The following is a 25,203-nucleotide window of genomic DNA, read 5'->3' on the forward strand; positions in this document are numbered from 1 at the left end:
GCGTTCGTCCATGAAGAATCGTCTGCCACTGTTGGCGTTGGCCCTAGGCATGAGCAGTCCGCTGGTGCAAGCCCAGATGCTGCAACCGGGTTTGTGGGAGCTGACCACCAGCAACATGCAGGTCGATGGCAAGCCGCTACCCGACATGGAATTCATGCTCGGCCAGTTGAAGAACCTGCCGCCAGAGCAGCGCGCGATGATGGAAGGAGTGTTGGCCAAGCAAGGGGTAAGTATAGGTGGCAAGGGTGTGCGTTCGTGCCTGACGCCAGAACAGGTGGCAACGAATGACATTCCGCTGCAGGACCCGAAATCGGGCTGCACGCAGAAAATTACTGACCGTACCGGTAACGTGTGGAAATTCCAGTTCAGCTGCCCAAAGGCACAGGGTAGTGGCCAGGCTACATTCCTCAGTGATCGGGAATTCACCACCCAGGTCAGTGGCACGTTCAACGCTTCGGGTGTGCAGCAGCAAGGCAGCATGAACACGCGTGCGGTGTGGTTAGGCAATGATTGCGGGGCGGTCAAACCGCGCAGCTGAAATCCCCACTGGTGAGTGGCAACCGCGTCGTGGGCATGCAGGCTCGGATAGTTCCACGTGGAACATTTCATTTCGAACCTTGCCTCGACGCGGTTATGGCATAGCTTTTCGGTCTGACAAAGGGCTGGTCAAGGCTGGCGTTTTCAGCACGTGCTCGAAGCTGACTTACAAAATAGGCAGCAGAGAAAAAGCGATCAAAATGAAAGGAGGCGTCAACGGCACCCCTCGATCAAGCTGCAATGCAGCTTGAAGCGCTCCCCGCTGGAACTGGATACGCGGTTCAAGGTGGTCCAGCCTACGCGGCGGCTGTAACCCACCCAGGCCTCGCCATCGCTGGCCAGGCCGGTAAAAAAAGTCAATGTGCCATAGCGGCTGTTGGTTTGTGCCCACAGCCGGCGGCTGCTGAAGTCGTAGCCGCGAAGGTAGAACGTGCTGCCTTCAGTACGCACACTGTAGTAACTGCCTTTGCCGTCCTGGCAAGCGAGCAGCGTCGCACTTCGCGTACAAAGGGCCAGTGTTTGGTTTTGTGGCATGGCCAACAGGGAAGCAGGCATGGCGAGTAACAGCAATGCCATGACGCGTGGCAGATTCATTTTTCATCCTCTGTGAGCACTCGTCCGTCGAGAACCACTTGGCGAAAGTGTATTGTTACCTTATAACATTATGCAATGCATCGTTTCGAATGCGTCTGCCTGAAGAGGTTCGCCATGTCCAATCGTCTCCCTGTCACCGTGCTGTCCGGCTTTCTCGGCGCCGGCAAGAGCACGCTGCTCAACCATGTGCTGCGCAACCGCGACAACCTTCGGGTCGCGGTTATCGTCAACGATATGAGTGAAATCAACATCGATGCCAGCGAGGTGCAGCGCAATGTCAGTCTCAACCGCGCTGAAGAGAAACTGGTCGAGATGAGCAACGGCTGCATTTGCTGCACGTTGCGCGAAGACCTGCTTGAGGAGGTTGCGCGGCTGGCCGAAGAGGGGCGTTTCGATTATTTGCTGATCGAGTCCACCGGTATCTCTGAGCCACTGCCAGTGGCTGAGACTTTCACTTTCCGCGACGAGCAGGGTCGCAGTCTGTCCGATATGGCGCGACTGGACACCATGGTCACCGTGGTCGATGGCTTGAACTTCCTGCGCGACTATCAAGCAGCAGACAGCCTGGCCAGCCGCGGCGAAACGTTGGGCGAAGAAGACGAGCGGTCGATCAGTGATTTGTTGATCGAGCAGGTCGAGTTCGCAGATGTGCTGCTGCTGAGCAAGATCGACCTGATCAGCCAACATGAGCGCGAAGAACTCATCGCCATTCTGCGCAGCCTCAATGCCCGGGCGCAGATTGTACCCATGGTCATGGGCCAAGTGCCGCTGGCACGTATCCTCGACACCGGGCTGTTCGACTTCGATCAGGCGGCCCAGGCACCAGGCTGGTTGCAGGAACTGCGCGGTGAGCATGTGCCAGAAACCGAAGAGTACGGTATCGCGGCCATGACCTGGCAGGCTCGACGCCCGCTTCATCCACAGCGCTTTTACGACTTTATCCACAAGGACTGGAGTAACGGAAGGCTGCTGCGTTCCAAAGGCTTTTTCTGGTTGGCCAGCAAATATCAGGAAGCGGGCAGTTGGTCGCAAGCGGGTGGCATGATGCGCCATGGCCTGGCTGGCCGCTGGTGGCGCTTCGTGCCACGCGAGCAGTGGCCGCAGGATGTGGATAACACGAGCGAGATCTTGAAACACTGGACCGCTGAGACCGGTGACTGCCGTCAGGAGTTGGTGTTTATCGGGCAGAATATCGACTTCGAAAAATTATCCACAGCCCTCGATGCATGCCTGTTGACGGATCAAGAAATGGACTTGGGCCACATGGGCTGGTTGCGCCTACCTGACCCATTTGGCCCATGGCATGAGGAGGCGGCAGCATGAACCTGGCGCACCGACCTGTGGATATCTTTCAGGTGTTTGGCGAGACGCCCCAGGTGCTGGCCGAAGTGCTGCAGGATGGCGTAAACCTGGCTGTATGGCGGCGGCGCTTGCCGGCACAACTGGAGGACTTTGCCGCACTGGTGATCAGCCTTGGCCAGCCCTTGGCTGATCAGCGGGTAATTGATGTGGACGAGGAACAGAAGCCGGTATTGCCAGATCTGCTGCGTGAAGCGGCGGATTTGCATGGATATGAAGCTTTCGTTGCTGATGTGACCTGGTTGGTGGCGGCTTATACCTGCCTGGTTGGCGCACGTCGGGTCGGTTTGCGCTTGCGCGTTCTGGACGGTCCCATGTGTCCACGCTTCCATGTGGATAACGTACCGTTGCGCCTGCTCACCACCTACGTCGGCCCAGGTAGCGAATGGTTGCAAGAACGGGATAGCGGTCGTGGTGAGTTACACACAGCTGAACCATCTGTGGATAACATCCAGCAACTGCAAACCGGTGAGGTGGCGATACTCAAAGGTGAAAAATGGCAGGGTAATGAAGGGGCAGGCCTGGTTCATAGGTCGCCTTCGGCACAGCAGGGGCGTTTGCTGCTCAGCCTTGACTGGCTGGCCTGACAGCGCATAGTGAGGCATCACCGCCGCCTGAAGCCACGCCATGTTGCAGAACATTCCCACCCATGTAATTGCTGGCCCGCTGGGTGCTGGCAAGACCACTTTGATCCGTCACTTGCTGGCCCAGCGCCCAGCCAACGAGCACTGGGCGGTATTGATCAACGAGTTCGGCCTGGTCGGCCTGGATGCAGCCTTACTCAGCCGTGACGAAGACGGCATTGCCATCGGCGAGGTCGCAGGTGGCTGCCTGTGCTGCGTCAACGGCATGCCGTTCCAGGTGGGCCTGGGCCGATTGCTACGCAAATCGCGGCCTGACCGGCTGTTTATCGAACCTTCCGGCCTGGGCCATCCGTTGCAGCTGCTGGCTCAGTTGCAACAAGCGCCTTGGGTTGGAGTGCTGACAATTCAGCCACTCTTGATGGTTGTGGATGCCCAGGCCATGGCTCGAAACGAGCCGCTTCCAGAGGCTCAACAGCAGGCTTTCAATGCCTCTGAACACGTGGTTTTCAATAAATCAGAGGCTGTGGATGAACAACATAAGTTGTTGATAACTAATAAATTTAAAGAAAGGAACATTGTGTGGACCGTGCAAGGGCAACTGCCTCTGTCCGGCCTTCCGACGGCCCCCGAACAGATTGTTGACAGCTCATTACTGAAAAACCAGATTGTCGACAATCCTGGAATCGCTCCCGCATTACTGTGGACAGACCCCCGTCAGCCGATCTGCCTTGCCCAGCAAGGGGAGGGCGGTTGGAGTATTGGCTGGCGCTGGCACCCTGGCCAACAGTTTTATCCACAGCGGCTAAAAGCTTTCTTGTGTGCTTTGCCATGGCGACGGGCCAAGGGAGTTATCCACAGCATGGAGGGCTGGTGGTCATTCAATGGGCTGAATGGGGATATGCCCGCTTGGCAGCCCAGCGACTGGCGCAGGGATAGCCGTATCGAGCTGATTTTCGATCAGCCGCAACCGCAACCCGCGTTGCAAGCCGGGTTGAATGAATGTCGCGTCAGTTGATCAGTTGCGCCAGCGGTTGTGCTCCTGGCGCCATTGCTGCATCTCTATGACGTTGTCGGTGCGTGGTGGGGTCTTGATTTCGAACGGGTAGGGCGCCAGTTCGATCTGCACGCTGTGGGCGCCGAACTGGGTCGCGGTGCCGGGGTGACGTTGCTCACCCGTGACGGTGAATTCGAAGGCATAGACGCGTGCCAGGCGCTTGCGGCCATTGGCATCCCGGACAAAGGCGATGCGCTTGAGCGCTACGGCATCATCAAGCAACTCCAGGTCGAGTTTGGCGCAATGCTGTTTGACCCGTTCCAAGGCCTTTTCACGCAACCCATGGTTGTGCCACAACCAGGCGCCTGCCGTGGCTACCAGCATCAGGACGAAGAGGTTCTCCAGGGTCAACATTTGCATATGCTCCAAACAGGTAGATCCAGCTTAACTGCGTTCCTGGCCTGTCGTACAGGTGGCAATCGAGTTCATACTGCGCTGCGCACAATCCTTGAAACAGCTTTGGAAACCTCCCGCATGAAACGTACCCCGCACCTGCTCGCCATTCAGTCCCACGTGGTGTTCGGCCACGCCGGCAACAGCGCCGCGGTATTCCCCATGCAGCGTATCGGGGTCAATGCCTGGCCGCTCAATACCGTGCAGTTCTCCAATCACACACAGTATGGCCAGTGGGCGGGTGAAGTGCTTGCCCCAGCGCAAATTCCTGCGTTGGTGGAAGGCATTTCCAACATCGGCGAGCTGGGCCACTGCGATGCGGTGCTTTCCGGCTACCTGGGCAGCGCCGAACAAGGGCGAGCGATCCTGGCTGGCGTCGAGCGGATCAAGACCGTGAACCCAAAGGCCTTGTACCTGTGCGACCCGGTCATGGGGCACCCGGAGAAGGGCTGCATCGTGCCGCCGGAAGTCAGTGAGTTCCTGCTTGACGAGGCGGCAGCCACGGCGGACATCCTGTGCCCCAACCAGCTGGAGCTGGACAGCTTCTGTGGGCGCCGCGCCCAGTCGCTGGAGGATTGCGTGAACATGGCGCGCAGCCTTCTGCAGCGTGGGCCGCAGGTTGTACTGGTCAAGCACCTGGTTTATCCCGGGCGGGCCGAAGATCAGTTTGAAATGCTGCTGGTGACTGCCGAGCATTGTTGGCACCTGCGCCGCCCGCTGCTGGCGTTTCCGCGTCAGCCGGTGGGGGTGGGTGACCTGACCTCAGGCCTGTTCCTGGCGCGGGTGCTGCTCGGCGACAGCTGGGTGCAGGCATTCGAATTCACGGCTGCGGCAGTGCATGAAGTGCTGCTGGAAACCCAGGCCTGCGCCAGCTATGAATTGCAGTTGGTACGGGCCCAGGACCGCATTGCGCACCCCCGGGTGCGCTTCGAGGCGCAGCTGCTCGCGCTTTAAATGGCGTCGGTTTTCAGGTCCTGGTAGCGCTTTTCCAGCTCCTGGCGGATCTGCCGGCGCTGCTGGCCTTGCAGGAAGCGGCGCTTTTCTTCGCTGCTGTGGGGCTGGCGTGGTGGCACTGGCACCGGGCGGCGGTTGTCATCGACCGCGACCATGGTGAAGAAGCAGCTGTTGGAATGGCGCACCGAGCGCTCGCGAATGTTCTCGGTCACGACTTTGATGCCAACTTCCATTGAAGTGTTGCCGGTGTAGTTGACCGACGCCAGGAAGGTCACCAGTTCACCCACGTGTACGGGTTCACGGAAGATCACCTGGTCGACCGACAGGGTCACCACATAACTGCCGGCATAACGGCTGGCGCATGCATAAGCCACTTCATCGAGGTACTTGAGCAGGGTGCCGCCATGTACGTTGCCAGAGAAGTTGGCCATGTCCGGGGTCATCAGGACGGTCATGCTCAGCTGGGCGTTTCCAGGTTCCATAGTGTGCTCACGGTGAGGTTGCGCTGAATCGGGCGAATGGAGGGCGTTATCTGCTGACACTGTTGTTCCCCTCTCTGAATTTGCCTTGCTGATACGGGACGTTGGCTGGCGCGCTGTCGTCACGCTGATCATGCCATCGCGAGCGCTTTTCCAGCCGATCTGTTTCTGCATATTGCACCGACTTTTAGCGGCGGGGTGCGATGTTAACCTGAGTACGCCCATGCAACATGGGCGTCTCTGCATTCAATACAGTATGTACTTGCTGCTCGCTCGGTTTTGCCTCGACAGGGGGTCTGCCCAGGCATTCATAAGAAGACGAGATAAGGAGTATCACGCCATGCATGCCATCAGCTTCATCCAGGACCTGGCAGTCATCATGCTGATCGCTGGCGTCGTCACCATTCTTTTTCACCGCCTCAAGCAGCCGGTGGTGCTGGGCTACATTGTCGCCGGCTTCATCATTGGCCCGCACACCCCGCCGTTCGGCCTGATTCATGATGAGGAAACCATCAAGATCCTCGCTGAACTGGGTGTGATATTCCTCATGTTCTGTCTGGGGCTCGAGTTCAGCCTACGCAAGCTGTTCAAGGTCGGCGCCACGGCATTCATCGCAGCGTTCCTGGAAATCGTGCTGATGATCTGGATCGGCTTCGAGATTGGCCGTTGGTTTGGCTGGAGCACCATGGATTCACTGTTCCTGGGTGCCATCCTGGCCATTTCCTCCACAACCATCATCGTCAAGGCGCTCAACGACTTGAAGATGAAGAACGAGCGCTTTGCCCAGCTGATTTTTGGCGTGTTGATCGTCGAGGACATACTTGGCATCGGTATCATTGCCCTGCTGTCAGGCATCGCGGTCAGCGGCACGGTCAGCTCGGGCGAGGTGTTCTCCACTGTCGGCAAGCTGTCGCTGTTCATGATCGTCGCTCTGGTCATCGGTATTTTGCTGGTGCCGCGGTTATTGGCCTATGTCGCCAGGTTCGAAAGCAACGAAATGTTGCTGATCACCGTTCTGGGCCTGTGTTTCGGCTTCTGCCTGCTGGTTGTGAAGCTGGAATACAGCATGGTACTGGGCGCTTTCCTGATTGGCGCGATCATGGCCGAATCACGCCAGTTATTGAAGATTGAACGGCTGATCGAGCCCGTACGTGACCTGTTCAGTGCCATCTTCTTCGTCGCCATCGGTCTGCTGATTGACCCTCAGGTGCTCCTCGACTATGCCTGGCCGATCGTGGTCATCACCTTGGCGGTGGTACTGGGCAAGATGCTGTCTTGTGGTATGGGGGCGTTCATTGCCGGTAATGACGGGCGCACGTCACTGCGTGTGGGCATGGGTCTTTCGCAGATCGGCGAGTTCTCCTTCATCATTGCCGCGCTGGGTATGACCTTGCAGGTGACCAGCGATTTCCTGTACCCGGTGGCGGTGGCGGTATCGGCAATCACCACGCTGTTGACACCGTACCTGATCCGCGCGGCCGACCCGTTGTCGCAAAAGTTGGGCAATATGGTGCCTGCTCGCCTGGCACGGGTGCTTTCGTTGTATGGCGAGTGGTTGCGCAACATCCAGCCGCAGGGCGAGAGTGCCATGCTGGTTGCGATGATCCGGCGCATCCTGTTACAGGTGGGGGTGAACCTGGCGCTGGTGATCGCCATCTTTTTCAGCGGGGGCTACTTTGCAGCGCGTATCGGCAACTGGCTCAGCGAGTGGGTAAGCGATGTTAGTCTGCAGAAGGCGTTGATCTGGGGCGCAGCGTTGTTGCTGTCGCTGCCATTCCTGATCGCCGCCTACCGCAAGCTCAAGGCGCTGTCGATGCTGCTTGCAGAAATGGGCGTCAAGCCAGAAATGGCCGGGCGGCATACCCAGCGTGTGCGTCGCGTGATCGCTGAGGTGATCCCGCTATTGTCGCTGCTGGTAATTTTCCTGCTGCTGTCGGCATTGTCGGCGAGTATTTTGCCGACTAGCGAGTTACTGCTGGTGATTGCTGTCGTAGCTGCAGTGGTGGTGGCGTTGTTGTGGCGCTGGTTCATCCGCGTGCATACGCGTATGCAGATTGCCTTGCTAGAGACGCTGGAGAACAGTCGCGAGAACTCGCAATGAGGGGAACACGCCCTGTGCAGTATTTCACCGTCGCCCAAGGGAATGGGGGCGATATCCCTGTCGCCAGGCGCAGAAAGCCTGGCGACTTTAACTACATTGATGGCCTCAGCCGTCTTTTTTCCAGCCTGGAATCGCGTGGATTTCTCTACAGGCGCTAGAAATCAGCTCTCCAGCCAAACATCTCGCGCCCAATGCCACACCGATTCCCAACTGTCTTCGCCGACACCTTCCTCTTCGGCATCCCATAGCACCACGGTGCCGTCTTCTTCCACGCAATAGTAATTGTCGCCGTCCTGGCACAGTGGAATCAGGTCGCGCGGTACGCCGGCATCCCAGGCGTTGGAGGCCACATCTGGCAGGTAGGTGTGCGACTGCGGATCAGTGACGGTAACAGGCTCAAGGGAGCCGTAAACCACATCACTTACGGTCAGCAGAAACTCTTTGAACACGAATGGAATATTGATGAACAGCTGCTCTTCGATCTCTACCAGCTGGTCTTCGTCGGGAAGCTCCAGGGGCACCGGTACCGGCTCATTCGCTTCACGGAGTTGTTCGATCACTTCTTCCACGGTTCACTTCCTCTGACCTAGATGACAACGCTGCGCCTTATACCCTAGTAGCCCACTTTGGCAAAAGCAAAAAACCCCGGGCAAGCCCGGGGTTCTCTGTTTAGCACGCAGCGATTAGCCGTTTTGACGGATACCGGCTACCAGCCAAGGCTGGTTCTCGCCTTGGGCGCGAACCATGTGCCAGCTTTCGCTGAACACTTCGCCCTGGTCGAAGCGCGAATTCTTCGATACGCCACGGAAGGTCAGGGTAGCGTCGGTGCGGTCGGCGCGGTCATCGACACCGTCCAGTTGCACTTCCAGGTTATCGATGTAGGTAGATTGGAAGCCATCGCCCAGTTCAGCACGCTCACGCTTGAGGAACTCGAGCATTTGCGGGGTAACGAACTCGCTGATCTTGTCCATTTCGTTGGCGTCCCAGTGCTGCTGCAGCGACTGGAAATGGCTACGGGCTGCTGCCAGGAAGCTCTGCTCGTTGAACCAGGCCGGCGCGTTGATCACCGGGGCGGCTGCGGCAGCGGGTGCGGCTGAACCACCGAAAATCGACGGCTGCGAAGGCTGAGCGTGAGCCTCACGCTGCATCGGCGCATGGCCCGGCATGGCCATTTGTGGCTGCTGCTGGCGGCGACGCGCGGCGATGAAGCGGAACACGAGGAAGGCGATAAGCGCCACGATCAGGAAGTCCATGATCTGGAAGCCTTCGAAACCGTCGCCCATGAACATGGAAGCCAGCAGGCCACCGGCGGCGAGGCCAGCCAGTGGGCCCAACCAGCGCGAAGCACCGCTGGCGGCAGCCGGTGCACGGCCAGGTGCGGTCGGCGCGGCAGCAGGCGTGGTTGGCGTAGCCTGGCGGGTCTGGTGGATAGGCGCGGAGCCCGAGCTCTTGCCGCCGCCGAAACGCTTGGCGCTGGCGTCCAGGCTCAGCGTCAGGCCGACGCAGAGCGCCAGTGCGATGCTAAGAAAACGTTGCATAAGTGGGATATCCCCTGTGGTGGATTGCACGCGCGTCATGGTGCACAGGTTCCCGGGCACATGACCAGCGACATAATGTTTCGAGCTTTTGCCTGAATGTTACAAAGCTGGGGGCCCGACCCTTGTGGGCTTTAGATAGCCTCGAGCTTGGCATACCCCAGCATCAGCCATTTACTACCTTCGGCAAAATTCACCTGCACCCGCGCCTGAGCGCCAGAACCTTCGAAATTGAGGATTACGCCTTCGCCGAATACCGCATGCTGCACACGCTGGCCAAGGTTGAACGCGGTCTGCGGAATGCTGGCATTGGCGAACAGGTTGCTGTTGGTGGCCGTCTTGGCCCCGCCGAACGGGCGGCTGACGCTGTTGGACAGGCGTACTTCCTGAACCAGGCCTGCCGGAATTTCACGCACGAAACGCGACACCTTGTTGTAAGTCTCGCTGCCATAAAGGCGGCGTGTTTCGGCGTAGGTCATGACCAACTGGCGCATGGCGCGGGTGATGCCTACATAAGCCAGGCGTCGTTCCTCTTCCAGGCGGCCGGGTTCTTCCAGGCTCATCTTGTGCGGGAACAAGCCTTCTTCCATGCCCACCAGGAACACATAGGGGAATTCCAGGCCTTTGGCGCTGTGCAGGGTCATCAGCTGGATGCTGTCTTCATGCTCGTCAGCCTGAGTATCGCCAGCTTCGAGTGAGGCGTGGCCAAGGAAGGCCGAGAGCGGGGACAGGTCGGCGTCTTCGTCGGTGGACTCGAAGTTGCGTGCCGCACTGACCAGTTCCTCAAGGTTTTCTACCCGTGCCTGGCCCTTTTCACCTTTTTCTTCCTGGTGATAGGTGATCAGGCCGGACTGTTCGATGGTGGTCTGGGTCATGGTATGCAGCGGCATGTCCACGACCTTGGCGGCCAGCCCCTCGATCAGCTCGATAAAGGCCCCCAGGGCACTGGCAGCGCGGCCTTTCAGGGCCTTGGCGGCGAGCAGCTGGCACATGGCCTCCCACATGGACAGCTGGCTGTGGCGGGCGTGCTCGCGGATGGCTTCGACGGTTTTTTCGCCAATACCGCGCGGCGGCACGTTGATCACCCGCTCCAGAGCGGCATCGTTGCCACGCCCTTCGATCAGGCGCAGGTAAGCCATGGCATTCTTGATTTCGGCGCGCTCGAAGAAGCGCTGGCCGCCATAGATGCGGTAGGGGATGCGCTCGCGCAGCAGGGCTTCTTCCAGCACTCGCGACTGGGCGTTGGAGCGGTACAGGATGGCGATCTCGTTGCGCGCATTACCCTGCTTGACCAGGCTCTCGATGGTTTCCACGACATAGCGCGCTTCATCGTGCTCGTTGTAGGCCGCGTACAGGGTCAGTGGTTCGCCTTCGCCCATGTCGGTCCACAGTTCCTTGCCCAGGCGCCCGCTGTTGTTGGCGATCAGCGCGTTGGCCGCCTTGAGGATGCCGCCGGTGGAGCGGTAGTTCTGCTCCAGGCGGATCATTTCGGCGTCGGGGAAGTCGGCGGTGTACTGGTGAATGTTTTCGATCTTGGCGCCGCGCCAGCCGTAGATCGACTGGTCGTCATCGCCTACCGCCATCAGGCTGTCGCCGCCGCGTGCCAGCAGGCGCAACCAGGCGTACTGCACGGCGTTGGTATCCTGGAACTCGTCCACCAGCACGTGGCGGAAGCGTCGCTGATAGTGTTCCAGCAGGCCCGGGTGGTCACGCCACAGGTCCAGGGCGCGAAGCAGCAGCTCGGAGAAATCGATGACACCGGCGCGCTCGCACGCCTGCTCGTAGGCCGTATAGACCTCGCGCATGGTCGCCAGGAACAGGTCGCCCCCCGCCTGGATATGCTGCGGGCGCAGGCCTTCGTCTTTCTGCCCGTTGATGAACCACTGGGCCTGGCGTGCCGGCCACTTCTGCTCGTCCAGGCCCAACTCGCGCATCACCCGCTTGATCAGGCGCTGCTGGTCGTCGCTGTCGAGGATCTGGAAGTTCTGCACCAGCCGCGCTTCCTGCCAGTGGGCCCGCAACAGGCGATGGGCCAGGCCGTGGAAGGTACCGACCCACATGCCTGCCGGGTTGATGCCCAGCAGTTGCTCGATCCGCTGGCGCATTTCTGCCGCGGCCTTGTTGGTGAACGTCACCGACAGGATCGAGTGCGGCGACGCCTGCTCGACCTGGATCAGCCAGGCGATGCGGTGTACCAGCACGCGGGTTTTACCGGAACCGGCGCCGGCAAGCACCAGTTGACGCCCGAGCGTGGCCGCTACGGCCTGGCGTTGGGCATCGTTGAGGGAATTCAGCAGGAGAGAGAGGTCGTCTGTGCGCATCGGGCCATTCTAGGGCGATGCCGGGTAAGGGGCAAATATCTACTGTATGAATATTCACCTGGCTGCATCCCGCTCATCGGCCCGAGGCCAGGTCACGGCCTGCGCAAGCTGGCGGAGGCATGGTCAGTCGATGGCCTTCACGTTATGGATTTCGCACCTTCGAACTTCATCTGCTGCTGTTTCAGATTAAAGGTCGCGCCATCGCGCAGGTCATTCAGCCATGCCAGCGCCTGCCATGCCTGGCGAGCAGGCTGTTGGCTTGCTCGGGCCCGAAACTGCCAGCCGGGTAGGGGCGGGGTGCCTGGAAGTGTTCTTCACAGCCCTTGATGATTGGATCTACCCAGGCCCAGGCTGCTTCCACTTCATCGCGGCGCATGAACAGTGTCGAATCACCTTCGAGCACATCCAGCAGCAGACGCTCGTAGGCTTCCCAGCGGCGAGTCTGGCTGAACACCTGGGCCAGATTAAGGTCCAGCTCCACGGGCTCCAGGCGCATGCCCTTGCCTGGGCTCTTGGTCATCATGCGCAGGCTGATGCGTTCGTCCGGTTGCAGCTGTATCAGTAGCTGGTTGACCTGGCCGCCGCTGAACAGTTCGTGAGGCACTGGCTTGAACTGGATGACGATCTGCGAAGCGCGCCGCGCCATGCGTTTGCCGGTGCGCAGATAGAAAGGCACGCCCGCCCAGCGCCAGTTGTCGATGTGCGCCTCGATGGCCACGAAAGTCTCGGTATCGCTGTCGTTGTCGACATCCTTTTCAAAGTAGTAGGCCGGCACTTCCTGGCCGCCGATACGTCCGGCGCCATATTGGCCGCGTACTGTCTTGTCCTGTACATCCTGGCCAGTGATCGGCTTGAGGGCGCGCAGGATTTTCACCTTTTCGTCGCGTACCGCTTCGGCCTCGAACTGCGCGGGTGGCTCCATGGCCACCAGGCACAGCAGTTGCAGCAGGTGGTTCTGCAGCATGTCGCGAATAGCCCCGGCGCGGTCGTAGTAGGCACCGCGGTTTTCTACGCCCAGCGTCTCGCAAACGCTGATCTGGACATGGTCGACCTGGTTGTTGCGCCACACTGGCTCCAGCAGGGCATTGGCAAAACGCAGGGCCATCAGGTTCTGCACGGTTTCCTTGCCCAGATAGTGGTCGATGCGAAACACCTGGCTTTCCTCGAACACCGTGCCAATCGCTTCATTGATGGCAGTGGCTGATTCCAGCGAATGGCCGATCGGCTTTTCCAGCACGATGCGCGCTTCGGTGTCGGCCAGTCCGGCAATGCGCAGGTGGTTGGCAATCGGTACGAACAGGTTGGGGGCGGTGGCCAGGTAGAAGATGCGCGTCAGCCCACCGGGTTCGCCCAGGTAGCGTGCCAGGCGGCCGAAGTCGGCGCTCTGTGAAGCATCCATCGGGAAGTAGTCGACACGTGCGGAAAACCGCTGCCACACCTCTTCGTCGAAGTCACTGCGGGCAATCTGCGCCCGACAATGGCGTTCGGCGAGCTTCAGATAGTCGATGCGTGGCAGGTTGCGCCTGGCCAGTGCGATGACCCGCACGGCAGGGTTCAGACGGGCCTCGCGAAACAGGTGGTAGAGCGCCGGAAGCAATTTGTGCAGGGCCAGATCGCCGGTGCCGCCGAAGACCAGAATGTCGCAAGGAATAGTCAAACCACCACTCTCCACGTTCGTTTAACTGGGCGGGTTGGCGTCCATGTAGTATAACTACAAGAAAGCTACAACCCGGCAAGCCGATCATAACCGAGTCCAGCCTGTGAATCTGTTGCAACATATCGCCCAATCGCGCCACCTGCTGCGCAAATCGGAACTGAAAGTGGCCGACCACGTGCTGCTCGACCCGGCTGCCGTCATGCACAGCTCCATGGCCGACTTGGCGCACAGCGTGGGTATCAGTGAGCCGACCATCGTGCGTTTCTGCCGGGCCATCGGCTGCTCGGGCTTCCAGGACCTGAAGCTGAAGCTGGCGCAAAGCCTGGCTGCCGGGGCCAGCTTCGGTCAGTTCGCCATCCACGAAGATGACTCGGTCGCCGACTACAGTCTGAAGATCTTCGACACCACCCTCCACACCCTGATGGAAGTGCGCGAGCACCTTGATCCGCAGGCGCTGCAACAAGCAGTGAGCGCCATGGCCCAGGCGCAGCGGGTAGAGTTCTATGGCTTTGGCGCGTCCGGTGCGGTTGCAGCCGATGCCCAGCACAAGTTCTTCCGCCTGCTGCTCAGCGCGGCAGCGTATTCCGACCCGCACATGCAAGCGATGTCGGCGGTTACCCTGAAACCGGGTGATGTGGCGGTGTGTATTTCCCAGTCGGGCCGTTCCAAGGACCTGCTGATCACTGCCAACCTGGTGCGTGAGAGCGGCGCCAACCTGATTACCCTGTGCCCCAGCCAGACGCCGCTGGCCGAGCTGTCGACGGTCAACCTGGCGATCGACGTGCATGAGGACACCGAGATCTACACCCCTCTGACCTCGCGTATTGCCCATCTGGTGGTGATCGACGTGCTGGCCATGGGCGTTGCCATGGCGCGCGGGCCAAGCCTGGTCAACCACCTGAAGAGCGTGAAGCGCAGCTTGCGCAGCTTGCGTCTGTCGCCCAAATCGATCAAGGCTACAGACGACTGAATTCAACCTGTATTGGCCTCTTCGCGGGCTTGCCCGCTCCCACAGGTACTGTGCACCTGTATAAATCGGTGCCATTCCTGTGGGAGCGGGCAAGCCCGCGAAGAGGCCGGTACAGGCAGTGAAAATTCACGATTCTGTCACCATTCCACCGCAAAACGGTAAACCATCAAGGCCAGTCTGAAACTCCCGCATCCTATCTGGGAGACAGGCAATGGCTCGTGACTTCGACGGTACGTACCAACCCAACGCCAAGGCTCGCAAGCAGCAGGAAAAGGATCAGCGCCGTATGGAATACCGCCGCGCGATCGAGAGCTATTGCGACCAACGTCAACTGCTCCGCGACCTGGCGGACTACCCTGAGCTGCAAGCACTCACGGTATGGCAGTCGTCGGCGGCAACTTCCCCGAAAAACGTTCAACAAGCGCGCTGATCAGCGCACGTTCGCCGCGGATGAATGCCAGAAATGCCAAGGCCACCGGCGACTGTCGCTTGGCCTTGGCCTGCACCACGCACCAGCTACGGTACAGCGGCAGTTCCTCGACCGGCAATTCCTTCAGCACCCCGGTGGCCAGTTCCAGGTTGACTGCATGGCGGGTCAGCAGGGCGATCCCCAAGCCGGCGATCACGCATTCGCGTTGGGCATCGGCCGAGGCTACTTCAAGCGTTTGGGCGAAATGCACGCGCTTGTCCTTGAAGTACTCTTCGCACGCCTTGCGTGTTCCCGAACCTTGCTCGCGGATTAACAGGGTATGAGGCTCCAGGTCCTGCATGCGCAAATGCTCCAGCTTGCACAGCGGGTGCTGCGGCGGGGCCACCGCAACGATCGGATTGTTGAGGAACGGCAGAAACTCCAGGCCCATGTCTTGCGGCACCATCGACATGATGATCAGGTCGTCGCGGTTATCGGAAAGGCGGCGGATGGCTTGGGCGCGGTTGACTACCGTCAGGGTCAGGTTGACCTCCGGGTGACGCTGCTTGAAGGCGGCGAACAGGTGTGGCACGAAGTACTTGGCACTGGACTCGATCGCCAGTTTCAACTGGCCCTGCAATGAGCCCTGCATGTCCGACAGCTGCATGTCCAGGCTTTCCAGGCGCCCGAAGATATCGTGGCTGGCGCGCTGAAGGGCCTCGGCCGCCTCAGTCAGGTAGAGCTTCTTGCCCACGTACTCGAACAGCGGCTGGCCGATCAGCTCTTCAAGCTGGCGGATCTGTAGACTAACGGCGGGTTGCGTCAGCGCCATCTCCTCCGCAGCACGGCTGTACGAGCGCAAATCGCACACCTCATTGAAGATCTGGAGTTGACGCAATGTCATACGCATCAATGACTTACGCATTTTAATCGGCTCCTCGGCAACACCCTGTTACCCAACTATAAGCTTTTACTAATACAGCCTCTAACAAATATTGATTTTTGTTTATCGACCTACAGCGCTAGGGTGATTACGCGACTGGCCAGCAACGTCTGGTCACGCGCCGACCGGTAGAACCGGCTCGACTGTTCCTACGGCTTTGGGAAGACTCCAGTGATAAAAAAAATCCTGATCGCCAACCGAGGTGAAATCGCAGTTCGGATCGTGCGTGCTTGCGCCGAGATGGGCATTCGCTCGGTAGCGATCTTTTCCGACGCCGACCGGCATGCCTTGCACGTCAAGCGCGCTGACGAAGCCCACAGCATCGGTGCCGAGCCGCTGGCCGGTTACCTGAACCCGCGCAAGCTGGTGAACCTGGCTGTGGAAACCGGCTGTGATGCCTTGCACCCGGGCTATGGTTTCCTTTCGGAAAACGCCGAACTGGCAGAGATTTGCGCCGAGCGCGGGATCAAGTTCATTGGCCCGGCCGCCGACGTGATCCGCCGTATGGGCGACAAGACCGAAGCGCGCCGCACCATGATCGCCGCCGGTGTGCCGGTAACCCCGGGCACCGAAGGCAACGTTGCCGATATTCATGAAGCCCTGAGCGAAGGTGACCGCATCGGTTATCCGGTGATGCTCAAGGCCACCTCCGGTGGTGGCGGTCGCGGTATTCGCCGTTGCAATAGCCGTGAAGAACTGGAACAGAATTTCCCGCGGGTCATTTCCGAGGCGACCAAGGCCTTTGGTTCGGCCGAAGTGTTCCTGGAGAAGTGCATCGTCAACCCGAAGCACATCGAGGCGCAAATTCTCGGTGACAGCTTCGGCAACGTAGTGCACCTGTTCGAGCGCGACTGCTCTATCCAGCGCCGTAACCAGAAGCTCATCGAAATTGCCCCCAGCCCACAGCTCACTCCCGAACAGCGTGCCTACATCGGTGACCTGGCGGTACGTGCGGCCAAAGCGGTGAATTACGAGAACGCCGGTACCGTGGAGTTCCTGCTCGCCGATGGCGAAGTGTACTTCATGGAAATGAACACCCGGGTGCAGGTGGAACACACCATCACCGAGGAAATCACCGGGATCGACATCGTTCGTGAGCAGATCCGCATTGCCTCGGGGCTGCCACTGTCGGTCAAGCAGGAAGATATTCAGCACCGTGGCTACGCCTTGCAGTTCCGTATCAATGCTGAAGACCCGAAAAACAACTTCCTGCCCAGCTTCGGCAAGATCACCCGTTACTACGCCCCCGGCGGCCCGGGCGTGCGTACCGACACGGCGATCTACACCGGCTATACCATTCCGCCGTTCTACGACTCCATGTGCCTGAAACTGGTGGTGTGGGCGTTGACCTGGGAAGAAGCCATGGACCGCGGCCTGCGGGCCCTGGACGACATGCGCGTGCAAGGGGTGAAGACCACCGCCGCGTACTACCAGGAAATCCTGCGCAATCCGGAATTCCGTAGCGGCCAGTTCAATACCAGCTTCGTCGAAAGCCACCCTGAATTGACCAACTACTCGATCAAGCGCAAACCCGAAGAGCTGGCCCTGGCCATCGCTGCCGCCATCGCCGCCCACGCAGGCCTGTGAGGAACCCCATAATGTCCAAGAAAATTCACGTAACCGACACGATCCTGCGCGACGCCCACCAGTCCCTGCTGGCCACCCGCATGCGTACCGAAGACATGCTGCCGATCTGTGACAAGCTCGACAAGGTCGGCTACTGGTCGCTGGAAGTCTGGGGTGGTGCCACCTTCGACGCCTGCGTGCGCTTCCTCAAGGAAGACCCGTGGGAGCGCCTGCGCAAGCTGCGCGCGGCGCTGCCCAACACCCGCCTGCAAATGCTGCTTCGCGGTCAGAACCTGCTGGGCTACCGCCACTACAGCGACGACGTGGTCAAGGCCTTCGTCGCCAAGGCTGCGGTCAACGGCATCGATGTGTTCCGCATTTTCGACGCCATGAACGACGTGCGTAACCTGCGCGTGGCCATCGAAGCGGTCAAGGCCGCCGGCAAGCACGCCCAGGGCACCATCGCTTACACCACCAGCCCGGTACACACCATCGAAGCCTTCGTGAAGCAGGCCAAGCAGATGGAAGCCATGGGTTGCGACTCGGTGGCGATCAAGGACATGGCTGGCCTGCTGACCCCGTTCGCCACTGGCGAACTGGTCAAGGCGCTGAAGGCTGAACAGTCGCTGCCGGTGTTCATCCACTCCCACGATACCGCCGGCCTGGCTGCCATGTGCCAGCTCAAGGCAGTGGAAAATGGCGCCGACCACATCGACACTGCCATCTCCAGCTTCGCCTGGGGCACCAGCCATCCAGGTACCGAGTCGATGGTTGCTGCACTCAAGGGCAGCGAGTTCGACACCGGCCTGGACCTGGAGCTTCTGCAGGAAATCGGCTTGTACTTCTACGCCGTGCGCAAGAAGTACCACCAGTTCGAAAGCGAGTTCACAACGGTGGACACCCGCGTGCAGGTCAACCAGGTACCGGGCGGCATGATTTCCAACCTGGCCAACCAGCTCAAGGAGCAGGGCGCCCTCAACCGCATGAACGAAGTGCTGGCCGAGATCCCGCGTGTGCGTGAAGACCTCGGCTTCCCACCGCTGGTCACCCCGACCTCGCAGATCGTCGGCACCCAGGCGTTCTTCAACGTGCTGGCTGGTGAGCGCTACAAGACCATCACCAACGAGGTGAAGTTGTACCTGCAAGGTGGTTATGGCAAGGCACCGGGTGTGGTCAACGAGCAACTGCGTCGCCAGGCTATCGGCAGCGAAGACGTGATCGATGTGCGCCCGGCTGATCTGCTGAAGCCGGAAATGGCCAAGCTGCGTAGCGACATCGGTACCTTGGCCCGTTGCGAAGAAGACGTGCTGACCTTCGCCATGTTCCCTGACATTGGCCGCAAGTTCCTCGAAGAACGCGAAGCTGGCACGCTGACGCCTGAAGTTCTGCTGCCGATTCCGGAAGCCGGTGCCGTGGCTGCGCCCGGTGGTGAAGGCGTGCCGACCGAGTTCGTCATCGACGTTCACGGCGAAACCTACCGCGTTGACATCACCGGTGTGGGCGTGAAAGCCGAAGGCAAGCGTCACTTCTACCTGTCGATCGACGGCATGCCGGAAGAAGTGGTCTTCGAGCCACTCAACGAGTTCGTCAGCGGTGGCGGCAGCAAGCGCAAGCAAGCGACTGACCCTGGCCACGTAAGCACCACCATGCCAGGGAACATCGTTGATGTGCTGGTCAAGGAAGGTGACATGGTCAAGGCCGGCCAGGCCGTCTTGATCACCGAAGCCATGAAGATGGAAACCGAAGTGCAGGCGGCCATCGCCGGTAAGGTCGTGGCCATCCATGTGGCCAAGGGTGATCGCGTGACGCCAGGTGAGATCCTGATCGAGATCGAGGGCTGATTTAAGCCCTCATCTACAAGTGGTTAACCTCTGGGGAGCGGATGCTCCCCTTTTTTGTGCTGGATTCACTAGCCTCTGATTCAGCACACCGTTCAACCTTTACGGCACACCTCAAGGCTTTCCACCTGGCCACCCGGTTGCTGGTTCTCTTCACTCAGCCACCGCTCAAACCCGGCAGCCACCGCCGGCCATTCATCATCGGTAATCGAGTACCAAGCCGTGTCGCGGTTATGGTCCTTGACCACCAGGTGCTTGCGGAACACCCCTTCGTAGACGAAGCCGAATCGTTCTGCCGCGCGTTTGGAACGGGCATTGGCGTTATTGCACTTCCACTCCAGCCGTCGATTACCCAGCTCGAAGCCCAGCTTGCCCAGCAGGTACACCGCCTCGGTACCCTTGGGCGTGCGCTGCATGGCGGCGCCGAAGGCGATGTGGCCGATCTCGATTCGGCCGTGGTCAGGCACGATCGACATCAGGCTGAGAATGCCTTGGGCCTGGCCACTGGCGCGGTCGATGACGGTGTAGAAAAGCGGGTCGCGGCCAGCTGCGTTGCCTTCCAGCCAGCGGTCAAAGGCGGCACGTTCGGCGAACGGACCGTAGGGCAGGTAGTCCCACAGCACCGGATCGGAGGCCGGCCCCTGCAGCACCTCCCAGAGGTCTTCGCCATGGTGCCCTGGATCGAGCTTTTCCAGGCGAATAAAGCGGCCTTCAATGGGCTCAGCCTTGGGGGTTGCGGCGGGTTTCCAGTTCAATACGTCTGTCATGTTCGACCTACAAGCCTTTGCGGAATTGGATGAAACCCGAGCGCTCGGCAACCTGCTGGTACAGGCTGATGGCGGTGGCGTTGGTTTCGTGGGTCAGCCAGTGCACCTTGATGCAGTTGTCGGCCTTGGCGGTGGTGTAGACGTGCTCGATCAACTGTCGACCAATGCCCAGGCCACGTTGCGTGCTGTCCACATACAGGTCCTGCAGGTAGCAGGAATTCTCGATGCTCCAGTTGGAGCGATGGTAGATGAAGTTGACCATCCCCACCGCCTTGCCGTCGACCCAGGCCAGTGCCGAATGGGTTGGCTCGCTGGGGTCGAGCAGGCGTTGCCAGGTGCTCAGGCTGACGGCATCGGCCAGCTCGGTCTCGTAGAAGTGCAGGTAGGCCTGCCACAGGGCGTGCCAGGCTGCGTGATCTTGGGCCGTGACAGGGCGCAGGGTAAGGTTGGGCATGGGCTATTCCTTCAGAGTTGGCGCATGTGCGCCGCGAGTTGATTGTCCAGTTGATCGGGACTGGCGCTCAGGCCTTCGCGCACGCCTTCGATGTCGTGCCCGGAGCGGTTCTGGCTGAGCTTGCGCGCACCTTGCAGGCGCGCAATGGGTAGGCGAATGCCGACGATGGCGCGGAGCATGCCGTCGATGTAGTCGGCAGGGGCGTCGGTGACTTTCCATGGTTCGCTGCGACCCTGTTCGTGACGGTCGGTCAGGCGGCTAACGATAGCCAGTAGCGGCTCGGCCTCATGGATGACTTCGGCCGAGCCGTAAGCGTGCACCGCCAGGTAGTTCCAGGTCGGCACCACCTTGGGGTTATCGGCCTTGCTTGGGTAATAGCTGGGGCTGACATAGGCATCGGCGCCGGGGAATACCAGCAGCGCTTCGCCGCCTTGCTGCAGGTCTTGCCATTGGCGGTTGGCCCGGGCCAGGTGAGCATACACAGTGCCGAAATCACCCTCGGCGGTATCGACCAGCACCGGCAGGTGTGTGGCCAGAAGGCCCTGTTCGCCCTGACTGACCAGAACGGCCAGGCGGGTGTCTAGCATGTGCTGGTGCAGGCGGGTGAGGTCGTGTTCCTGGTGAGGCTTACTGTTGTACATGGCGGGATCCTTGTCGAATGGCTCCATCCTAGGCAGGCTATTGGTTCTGGGTAAGAGCCATTACTGCCTGTTTTGATAGGTCCAATACCATGAGCGAGTCCCCCCTCATACTGCCTTTCGACCCTGCCGGGATCGCCCTTGATCGCCGCCGCGGGCTTAGCCAGCAGCTATATCAGGCGTTGCGAGCGCGGGTACTGGATGGACGCCTGAGCAGTGGTACGCGGCTGCCGGCCACGCGCGACCTGGCTGCCATGTTGGCGCTTTCACGCAACAGCGTGGTGCGCGCCTACGATCAACTGTATGCCGAGGGCTTCATCGAAAGCCGCGTCGGGGATGGCACTTACGTCAGCCGACTGCCAAAACTGTCCACACAAGTATCCACAGGGTTATCCCGGGGTTTATCAACAGGTTTATCCACATTTTGCGAAGAGAGTACTGAGGATTTATCCAGCGGAAGACTTCTTAGTGAGCCTCTGCAGCGCCTGAAAAGCAACCATTTGCCACCGCCCAGAAGCGGTGCGCCGCGTGCTTTTCGTGTTGGTATTCCGGCATTCGACCTGTTCCCGTTTGACGTCTGGGCCAAGCTACAGGCGGGTTTCTGGCGCAACCCGTGCCCTGCGCAACTGGGCTATGGTGATCCGGCAGGCGAGCCGGCTTTGCGCGATCTGATTGCGGCCTACCTACGACGCTCGCGGGGCCTGAACTGCACGGCTGAACAAATTGTGATCACTAGCGGTGCGCAGCAGGCCATCAGCCTTTGTGCACAGTTACTGCTGCAACCGGGCGACGGTGTGGCTGTGGAAAACCCAGGCTATCGGGCGGCCGCTCATGCCTTCACGCTCGCGGGTGGCCGGGTGGTTGGCGTGCCTGTGGATGAAGACGGACTGGACTGCAGCCGGCTGGAACAGTTGACGAATTGCCGACTGACCTATGTCACGCCTGCGCACCAATACCCGACCGGGGTGACCATGAGCCTTGCACGTCGCCTGGCATTGCTGGCCTGGGCTGAACGCACTGACGGCTGGATCATCGAGGACGACTATGACGGTGAGTACCGCTACAGCGGTGCGCCGCTGGCCCCGCTGGCAGCGCTCGACCGGCACGGGCGAGTGTTGTATGTCGGCACCTTCGGCAAGATAGCCTTCCCGGCCTTGCGTCTGGGCTACCTGGTGCTTCCGTCGAAGCTGGTGCAGGCGTTCAGCCAGGGCAGAGCGTTGGCAGTGCGGCATTCGGAAGTCAGCAGTCAGTGCGTGATGGCCGAGTTCATGGCGCGCGGGCATTTTCAGCGGCATATCCGCCGTATGCGCAAGGCGGCGTTGAAGCGGCGCGATGTGCTCAAGGCCGGTTGGCCTGTGGATATTCCGGGCTTGGGCGCAATGCCGGAAGTGGCCGCTGGGCTGCATGTGAAGGTGGGTGTGGATAACTTTACTCGGGAACAGGAGCTGGTGGCCAAAGCCGAGGCGGTGGGGGTGGAGGTGACGCCACTGAGCAGTTTCTGGTTGACGGACAGTGAGGCGTCTGTGGATAAACGGGCAGGACTGGTACTGGGCTTTGCGGCGGTGCCAGAGGGCGAGATAGCCGAGGCCTTGATGAAACTACGCAAAGTCTGGAGAAAATGAAGGGGGCTGCAAAGCAGCCCCAGGTTCAACATCAGGTACCGGACTTTATCCGCGTCCAGGCGCGGGTCCTGGCCCGTTCGGCATTTCGCGTCAAGGGCTTGAGCGTATAGAGTTTGGCCATCGCCTCTGCCGTCGGATACAGGTTGGGGTTGTTGCGAATCGTCGGATTCACCTTGTCGGTCGCATCCTTGTTCGGGTTCGGATACCCGACGAAGTCGCTGATCGGCGCAATCACTTCTGGCCGCAGCAGGTAGTTGATGAACGTATGCGCATCCTCCGGGTTGGCTGCGCCCTTTGGAATCGCCAGCATGTCGAACCAGATCGGCGCGCCTTCCTTGGGCAGGCGCATGTCCACCACCACGCCGTTGTTCGCCTCACGGGCGCGGTTGGCAGCCTGCGAGAAGCTGCCGCTGTAGCCCACCGCCACGCAGATGTCGCCATTGGCGATGTCTGCCATGTACTTCGAGGAGTGGAAGTAGGTGATATGCGGACGAATCTTCAGCATCAGCGCCTCGGCCTTCTTGTAGTCGGCCGGCTTGTCGCTGTTCGGCGGCAAGCCCAGGTACTGCAGGGCCACCGGTAGAATCTCCGACGGCGAGTCGAGCAGGGCTACGCCGCACTGCTTGAGCTTGGCGATGTTCTCTTCCTTGAAAATCAGGTCCCAGCTGTCCACCGGCGCGTTGTCGCCGAGTGCAGCCTTGACCTTGGCCGGGTTGAAGCCGATCAGCACGGTGCCGTACATATACGGCACGGCAAACTTGTTGCCCGGGTCATTGGCTTCGATCAGCTTCATCAGCGCCGGGTCCAGGTGTTGCCAGTTCGGCAGCTTGCTGCGATCCAGCGGCTGGAACACCCCAGCTTCGATCTGCTTGGCGAGGAACACGTTGGACGGTACTACCACGTCATAACCGGAGTTGCCGGTTAGCAGCTTGGCCTCCAGCGCCTCGTTGGTGTCGAAGATGTCGTACACCAGCTTCACGCCGCTGTCCTTCTGGAAGGCAGTCAAGGTCTGCGGGGTGATGTAATCGAACCAGTTATATACACGCAGGGTACGCTGCTCAGCTTGCGCATGCAGGGCGCCCGCGAACAGGGTGGCAGCGATGAACGGGGCGAGCAGACGCTTGAGTCGGACCATTATCGGGCTCCTGGCTGGGCGCGCTGGAAACCTTCCAGCACATTGACCGCGTTGATGCCGATTTCTTCCACAGCGTAGCCGCCTTCCATCACGAACAGGGTCGGCTTGCCGAGTTGGCCGATGCGCTTGCCCATTTCCAGGTAGTCCGGGCTGTCCAGCTTGAACTGTGAGATGGGGTCGTCCTTGAAGGTGTCCACACCCAGGGAGATGACCAGCACGTCGGCGTCATAGCTGGCGATGCGCTTGCAGGCATCCTCCAGGGCTGCGCTCCAGGCGGCCCAGTCGCTACCGGCGGGCAAGGGGTAGTTGATGTTGTAGCCCTGGCCTGCGCCTTCGCCGGTTTCATCGGCATAGCCGAGGAAGAACGGGAATTCGTCCTGCGGGTCGCCGTGGATCGAAGCGAAGAACACGTCGTCGCGGCTGTAGAAGATGTCTTGGGTGCCGTTGCCGTGGTGGTAGTCGACGTCAAGGATGGCGACCTTGCTTCGGCCTTGATCGAGGAAGGCCTGGGCGGCGATGGCGGCGTTATTCAGGTAGCAGTAGCCGCCCATCACTTCACCGGCAGCGTGGTGCCCTGGCGGACGGCACAGGGCGAACGCCGCATGGGCGCCTTGCTGAATCGCTGCCTGGGCGGTCAGGGCAACTTGTGCAGCACTATAGGCAGCCTGCCAGGTACCCGCGGTGATGGGGGCGCCGGCATCGAAGCTGTAGTAACCCAGTTCGCCATGTAGGCCGGTCGGTTTGACCTGGCGCAGTGTGCGGGCCGGCCAGGTGAAGGGCAGCAGGTCACCCTCGTGGCCCAGTGCAGCCCAGCGGGCCCAGGCGCCTTCGAAGAAATCCAGGTAATCGGCGCTGTGGACGCGCAGTAACGGCGCACGGCCGAAGTCGGTCGGGCCCTGGATGTCGCCGAGGTTGCGTTTTTTCACCTGGTCGAGCACATGGTCGGCGCGCGAAGGCATTTCGAAACAGGGCATCAGCTTGCCATCGATCAGCTCGCAGCGGCCGTGGTGCAGGCGGTGGTCATCGGAATAGATCGTCAGCATTGTTGTTCTCCGGTGGGACTGGCGTGGGTCCATTGTCATGGGCTGATCGGCAGGGGAGAACGACGCAAACGGCCAAAAGGGGATCGATATGGCCAAGGTCTATGGCCAGATGGGTGGTGACCTATCCCAGCCTCGTCGCGGGTAAGGCAGTGGCGGCAACGGTGAACGGCCTTTGGACATTAGCCGGCAGGCCCTGCCCTTTCGCGGGTGAACCCGCTCCTACAATGGCCACCAGGGCGTCAGAGGTTGT

General features: G+C 60.3%; 24 protein-coding genes. 11 read left to right on the forward strand and 13 right to left on the reverse strand.

The window, feature by feature from the left end; all coding sequences use genetic code 11:
- Positions 1–10 precede the first annotated feature (10 nt).
- Positions 11–538 carry a DUF3617 domain-containing protein gene (locus ACF8EF_RS09325; RefSeq protein WP_176682936.1) on the forward strand — a complete coding sequence of 176 codons (528 nt, stop codon included), beginning with the start codon at positions 11–13 and terminating at the stop codon, positions 536–538.
- A gap of 212 nt (positions 539–750) precedes the next feature.
- Here ACF8EF_RS09325 and ACF8EF_RS09330 read toward each other — a convergent pair whose 3' ends face one another.
- Positions 751–1,131, reverse strand: coding sequence for a glutamine synthetase (locus ACF8EF_RS09330; protein ID WP_176682935.1), 381 nt, complete (start codon positions 1,129–1,131; stop codon positions 751–753).
- Between the two features lie 114 nt (positions 1,132–1,245).
- On the opposite strand from ACF8EF_RS09330, the gene zigA reads away from it, so the two are divergent.
- The 3 genes from zigA to ACF8EF_RS09345 are packed head-to-tail and all read left to right on the forward strand — an operon-like array spanning position 1,246 to position 4,089.
- Positions 1,246–2,454 (forward strand): zinc metallochaperone GTPase ZigA, encoded by a 1,209-nt coding sequence (gene zigA, locus ACF8EF_RS09335; protein WP_176682934.1) that lies wholly within the window; start codon positions 1,246–1,248, stop codon positions 2,452–2,454.
- On the forward strand, positions 2,451–3,077 hold the full coding sequence (locus tag ACF8EF_RS09340) for a DUF1826 domain-containing protein (RefSeq protein WP_176682933.1): 627 nt from the start codon (positions 2,451–2,453) through the stop codon (positions 3,075–3,077). Before zigA ends, ACF8EF_RS09340 begins: the two co-directional genes overlap by 4 nt.
- Before the next feature lie 40 nt (positions 3,078–3,117).
- Positions 3,118–4,089, forward strand: a complete 972-nt coding sequence (locus tag ACF8EF_RS09345) for a CobW family GTP-binding protein (RefSeq protein ID WP_392461476.1) — start codon at positions 3,118–3,120, stop codon at positions 4,087–4,089.
- Here ACF8EF_RS09345 and ACF8EF_RS09350 read toward each other — a convergent pair whose 3' ends face one another.
- On the reverse strand, positions 4,090–4,482 hold the full coding sequence (locus ACF8EF_RS09350; RefSeq protein WP_176682931.1) for a DUF3301 domain-containing protein: 393 nt from the start codon (positions 4,480–4,482) through the stop codon (positions 4,090–4,092).
- A 120-nt stretch (positions 4,483–4,602) separates the two neighbouring features.
- On the opposite strand from ACF8EF_RS09350, the gene pdxY reads away from it, so the two are divergent.
- Complete coding sequence (pdxY, locus tag ACF8EF_RS09355; protein ID WP_176682930.1) at positions 4,603–5,475, forward strand: pyridoxal kinase PdxY; 873 nt, start codon at positions 4,603–4,605, stop codon at positions 5,473–5,475.
- Here pdxY and ACF8EF_RS09360 read toward each other — a convergent pair.
- Complete coding sequence (locus ACF8EF_RS09360; RefSeq protein WP_003253263.1) at positions 5,472–5,957, reverse strand: acyl-CoA thioesterase; 486 nt, start codon at positions 5,955–5,957, stop codon at positions 5,472–5,474. The two genes, pdxY and ACF8EF_RS09360, sit on opposite strands and share 4 nt — an antisense overlap.
- 337 nt (positions 5,958–6,294) lie before the next feature.
- Here ACF8EF_RS09360 and ACF8EF_RS09365 point away from each other — a divergent pair, with 337 nt between their 5' ends.
- Positions 6,295–8,055, forward strand: coding sequence for a cation:proton antiporter (locus tag ACF8EF_RS09365; RefSeq protein ID WP_176682929.1), 1,761 nt, complete (start codon positions 6,295–6,297; stop codon positions 8,053–8,055).
- Between the two features lie 161 nt (positions 8,056–8,216).
- On the opposite strand, the gene ACF8EF_RS09370 is transcribed toward ACF8EF_RS09365, so the two are convergent.
- The 4 genes from ACF8EF_RS09370 to zwf form a co-directional block, all read right to left on the reverse strand.
- Positions 8,217–8,624, reverse strand: a complete 408-nt coding sequence (locus tag ACF8EF_RS09370; RefSeq protein ID WP_176682928.1) for an SMI1/KNR4 family protein — start codon at positions 8,622–8,624, stop codon at positions 8,217–8,219.
- A 114-nt stretch (positions 8,625–8,738) separates the two neighbouring features.
- Entirely contained in the window at positions 8,739–9,593 is an 855-nt protein-coding gene (locus ACF8EF_RS09375; protein WP_176682927.1) for a Tim44 domain-containing protein, read from the reverse strand.
- A 131-nt stretch (positions 9,594–9,724) separates the two neighbouring features.
- Complete coding sequence (uvrD, locus tag ACF8EF_RS09380; RefSeq protein WP_176682926.1) at positions 9,725–11,911, reverse strand: DNA helicase II; 2,187 nt, start codon at positions 11,909–11,911, stop codon at positions 9,725–9,727.
- A gap of 214 nt (positions 11,912–12,125) precedes the next feature.
- Positions 12,126–13,568, reverse strand: coding sequence for a glucose-6-phosphate dehydrogenase (gene zwf, locus ACF8EF_RS09385; RefSeq protein ID WP_176682925.1), 1,443 nt, complete (start codon positions 13,566–13,568; stop codon positions 12,126–12,128).
- 103 nt (positions 13,569–13,671) lie between these two features.
- Between zwf and hexR the strand changes: the two genes are divergently transcribed.
- On the forward strand, positions 13,672–14,538 hold the full coding sequence (gene hexR / locus ACF8EF_RS09390; protein ID WP_003253273.1) for a transcriptional regulator HexR: 867 nt from the start codon (positions 13,672–13,674) through the stop codon (positions 14,536–14,538).
- A 211-nt stretch (positions 14,539–14,749) separates the two neighbouring features.
- Positions 14,750–14,968, forward strand: coding sequence for a PA3496 family putative envelope integrity protein (locus ACF8EF_RS09395; RefSeq protein ID WP_061405728.1), 219 nt, complete (start codon positions 14,750–14,752; stop codon positions 14,966–14,968).
- On the opposite strand, the gene ACF8EF_RS09400 is transcribed toward ACF8EF_RS09395, so the two are convergent.
- Positions 14,910–15,872 carry a LysR family transcriptional regulator gene (locus ACF8EF_RS09400; RefSeq protein ID WP_392461478.1) on the reverse strand — a complete coding sequence of 321 codons (963 nt, stop codon included), beginning with the start codon at positions 15,870–15,872 and terminating at the stop codon, positions 14,910–14,912. The two genes, ACF8EF_RS09395 and ACF8EF_RS09400, sit on opposite strands and share 59 nt — an antisense overlap.
- A 189-nt stretch (positions 15,873–16,061) precedes the next feature.
- On the opposite strand from ACF8EF_RS09400, the gene ACF8EF_RS09405 reads away from it, so the two are divergent.
- A complete protein-coding gene (locus ACF8EF_RS09405) occupies positions 16,062–17,477 on the forward strand; it encodes an acetyl-CoA carboxylase biotin carboxylase subunit (RefSeq protein ID WP_003253279.1) in 1,416 nt (471 codons plus the stop codon).
- An 11-nt stretch (positions 17,478–17,488) separates the two neighbouring features.
- Positions 17,489–19,297 carry a sodium-extruding oxaloacetate decarboxylase subunit alpha gene (oadA, locus tag ACF8EF_RS09410; protein WP_209969087.1) on the forward strand — a complete coding sequence of 603 codons (1,809 nt, stop codon included), beginning with the start codon at positions 17,489–17,491 and terminating at the stop codon, positions 19,295–19,297.
- Between the two features lie 92 nt (positions 19,298–19,389).
- Here oadA and ACF8EF_RS09415 read toward each other — a convergent pair whose 3' ends face one another.
- From ACF8EF_RS09415 to ACF8EF_RS09425, 3 genes are read right to left on the reverse strand one after another with little or no spacing between them, the layout of a single operon-like run.
- Positions 19,390–20,061 (reverse strand): GNAT family N-acetyltransferase, encoded by a 672-nt coding sequence (locus ACF8EF_RS09415; protein ID WP_176682922.1) that lies wholly within the window; start codon positions 20,059–20,061, stop codon positions 19,390–19,392.
- A 7-nt stretch (positions 20,062–20,068) separates the two neighbouring features.
- Positions 20,069–20,515, reverse strand: coding sequence for a GNAT family N-acetyltransferase (locus ACF8EF_RS09420; RefSeq protein ID WP_003253286.1), 447 nt, complete (start codon positions 20,513–20,515; stop codon positions 20,069–20,071).
- An 11-nt stretch (positions 20,516–20,526) separates the two neighbouring features.
- Positions 20,527–21,156: an FMN-binding negative transcriptional regulator gene (locus ACF8EF_RS09425; RefSeq protein WP_176682921.1), complete on the reverse strand. Its 630-nt coding sequence runs from the start codon at positions 21,154–21,156 to the stop codon at positions 20,527–20,529.
- An 89-nt stretch (positions 21,157–21,245) separates the two neighbouring features.
- Here ACF8EF_RS09425 and ACF8EF_RS09430 point away from each other — a divergent pair, with 89 nt between their 5' ends.
- Entirely contained in the window at positions 21,246–22,775 is a 1,530-nt protein-coding gene (locus tag ACF8EF_RS09430) for a PLP-dependent aminotransferase family protein (RefSeq protein WP_392461479.1), read from the forward strand.
- Positions 22,776–22,806: 31 nt separating this feature from the next.
- On the opposite strand, the gene ACF8EF_RS09435 is transcribed toward ACF8EF_RS09430, so the two are convergent.
- A complete protein-coding gene (locus ACF8EF_RS09435) occupies positions 22,807–23,910 on the reverse strand; it encodes a polyamine ABC transporter substrate-binding protein (protein WP_176682919.1) in 1,104 nt (367 codons plus the stop codon).
- Positions 23,910–24,953, reverse strand: coding sequence for a histone deacetylase family protein (locus tag ACF8EF_RS09440; RefSeq protein ID WP_392461481.1), 1,044 nt, complete (start codon positions 24,951–24,953; stop codon positions 23,910–23,912). The genes ACF8EF_RS09435 and ACF8EF_RS09440 overlap by 1 nt, the downstream gene beginning before the upstream one ends.
- Positions 24,954–25,203: the final 250 nt, after the last annotated feature.

Origin of the sequence: Pseudomonas sp. zjy_15 (assembly GCF_043101865.1) — a bacterium.
Taxonomy (GTDB): domain Bacteria; phylum Pseudomonadota; class Gammaproteobacteria; order Pseudomonadales; family Pseudomonadaceae; genus Aquipseudomonas; species Aquipseudomonas putida_Y.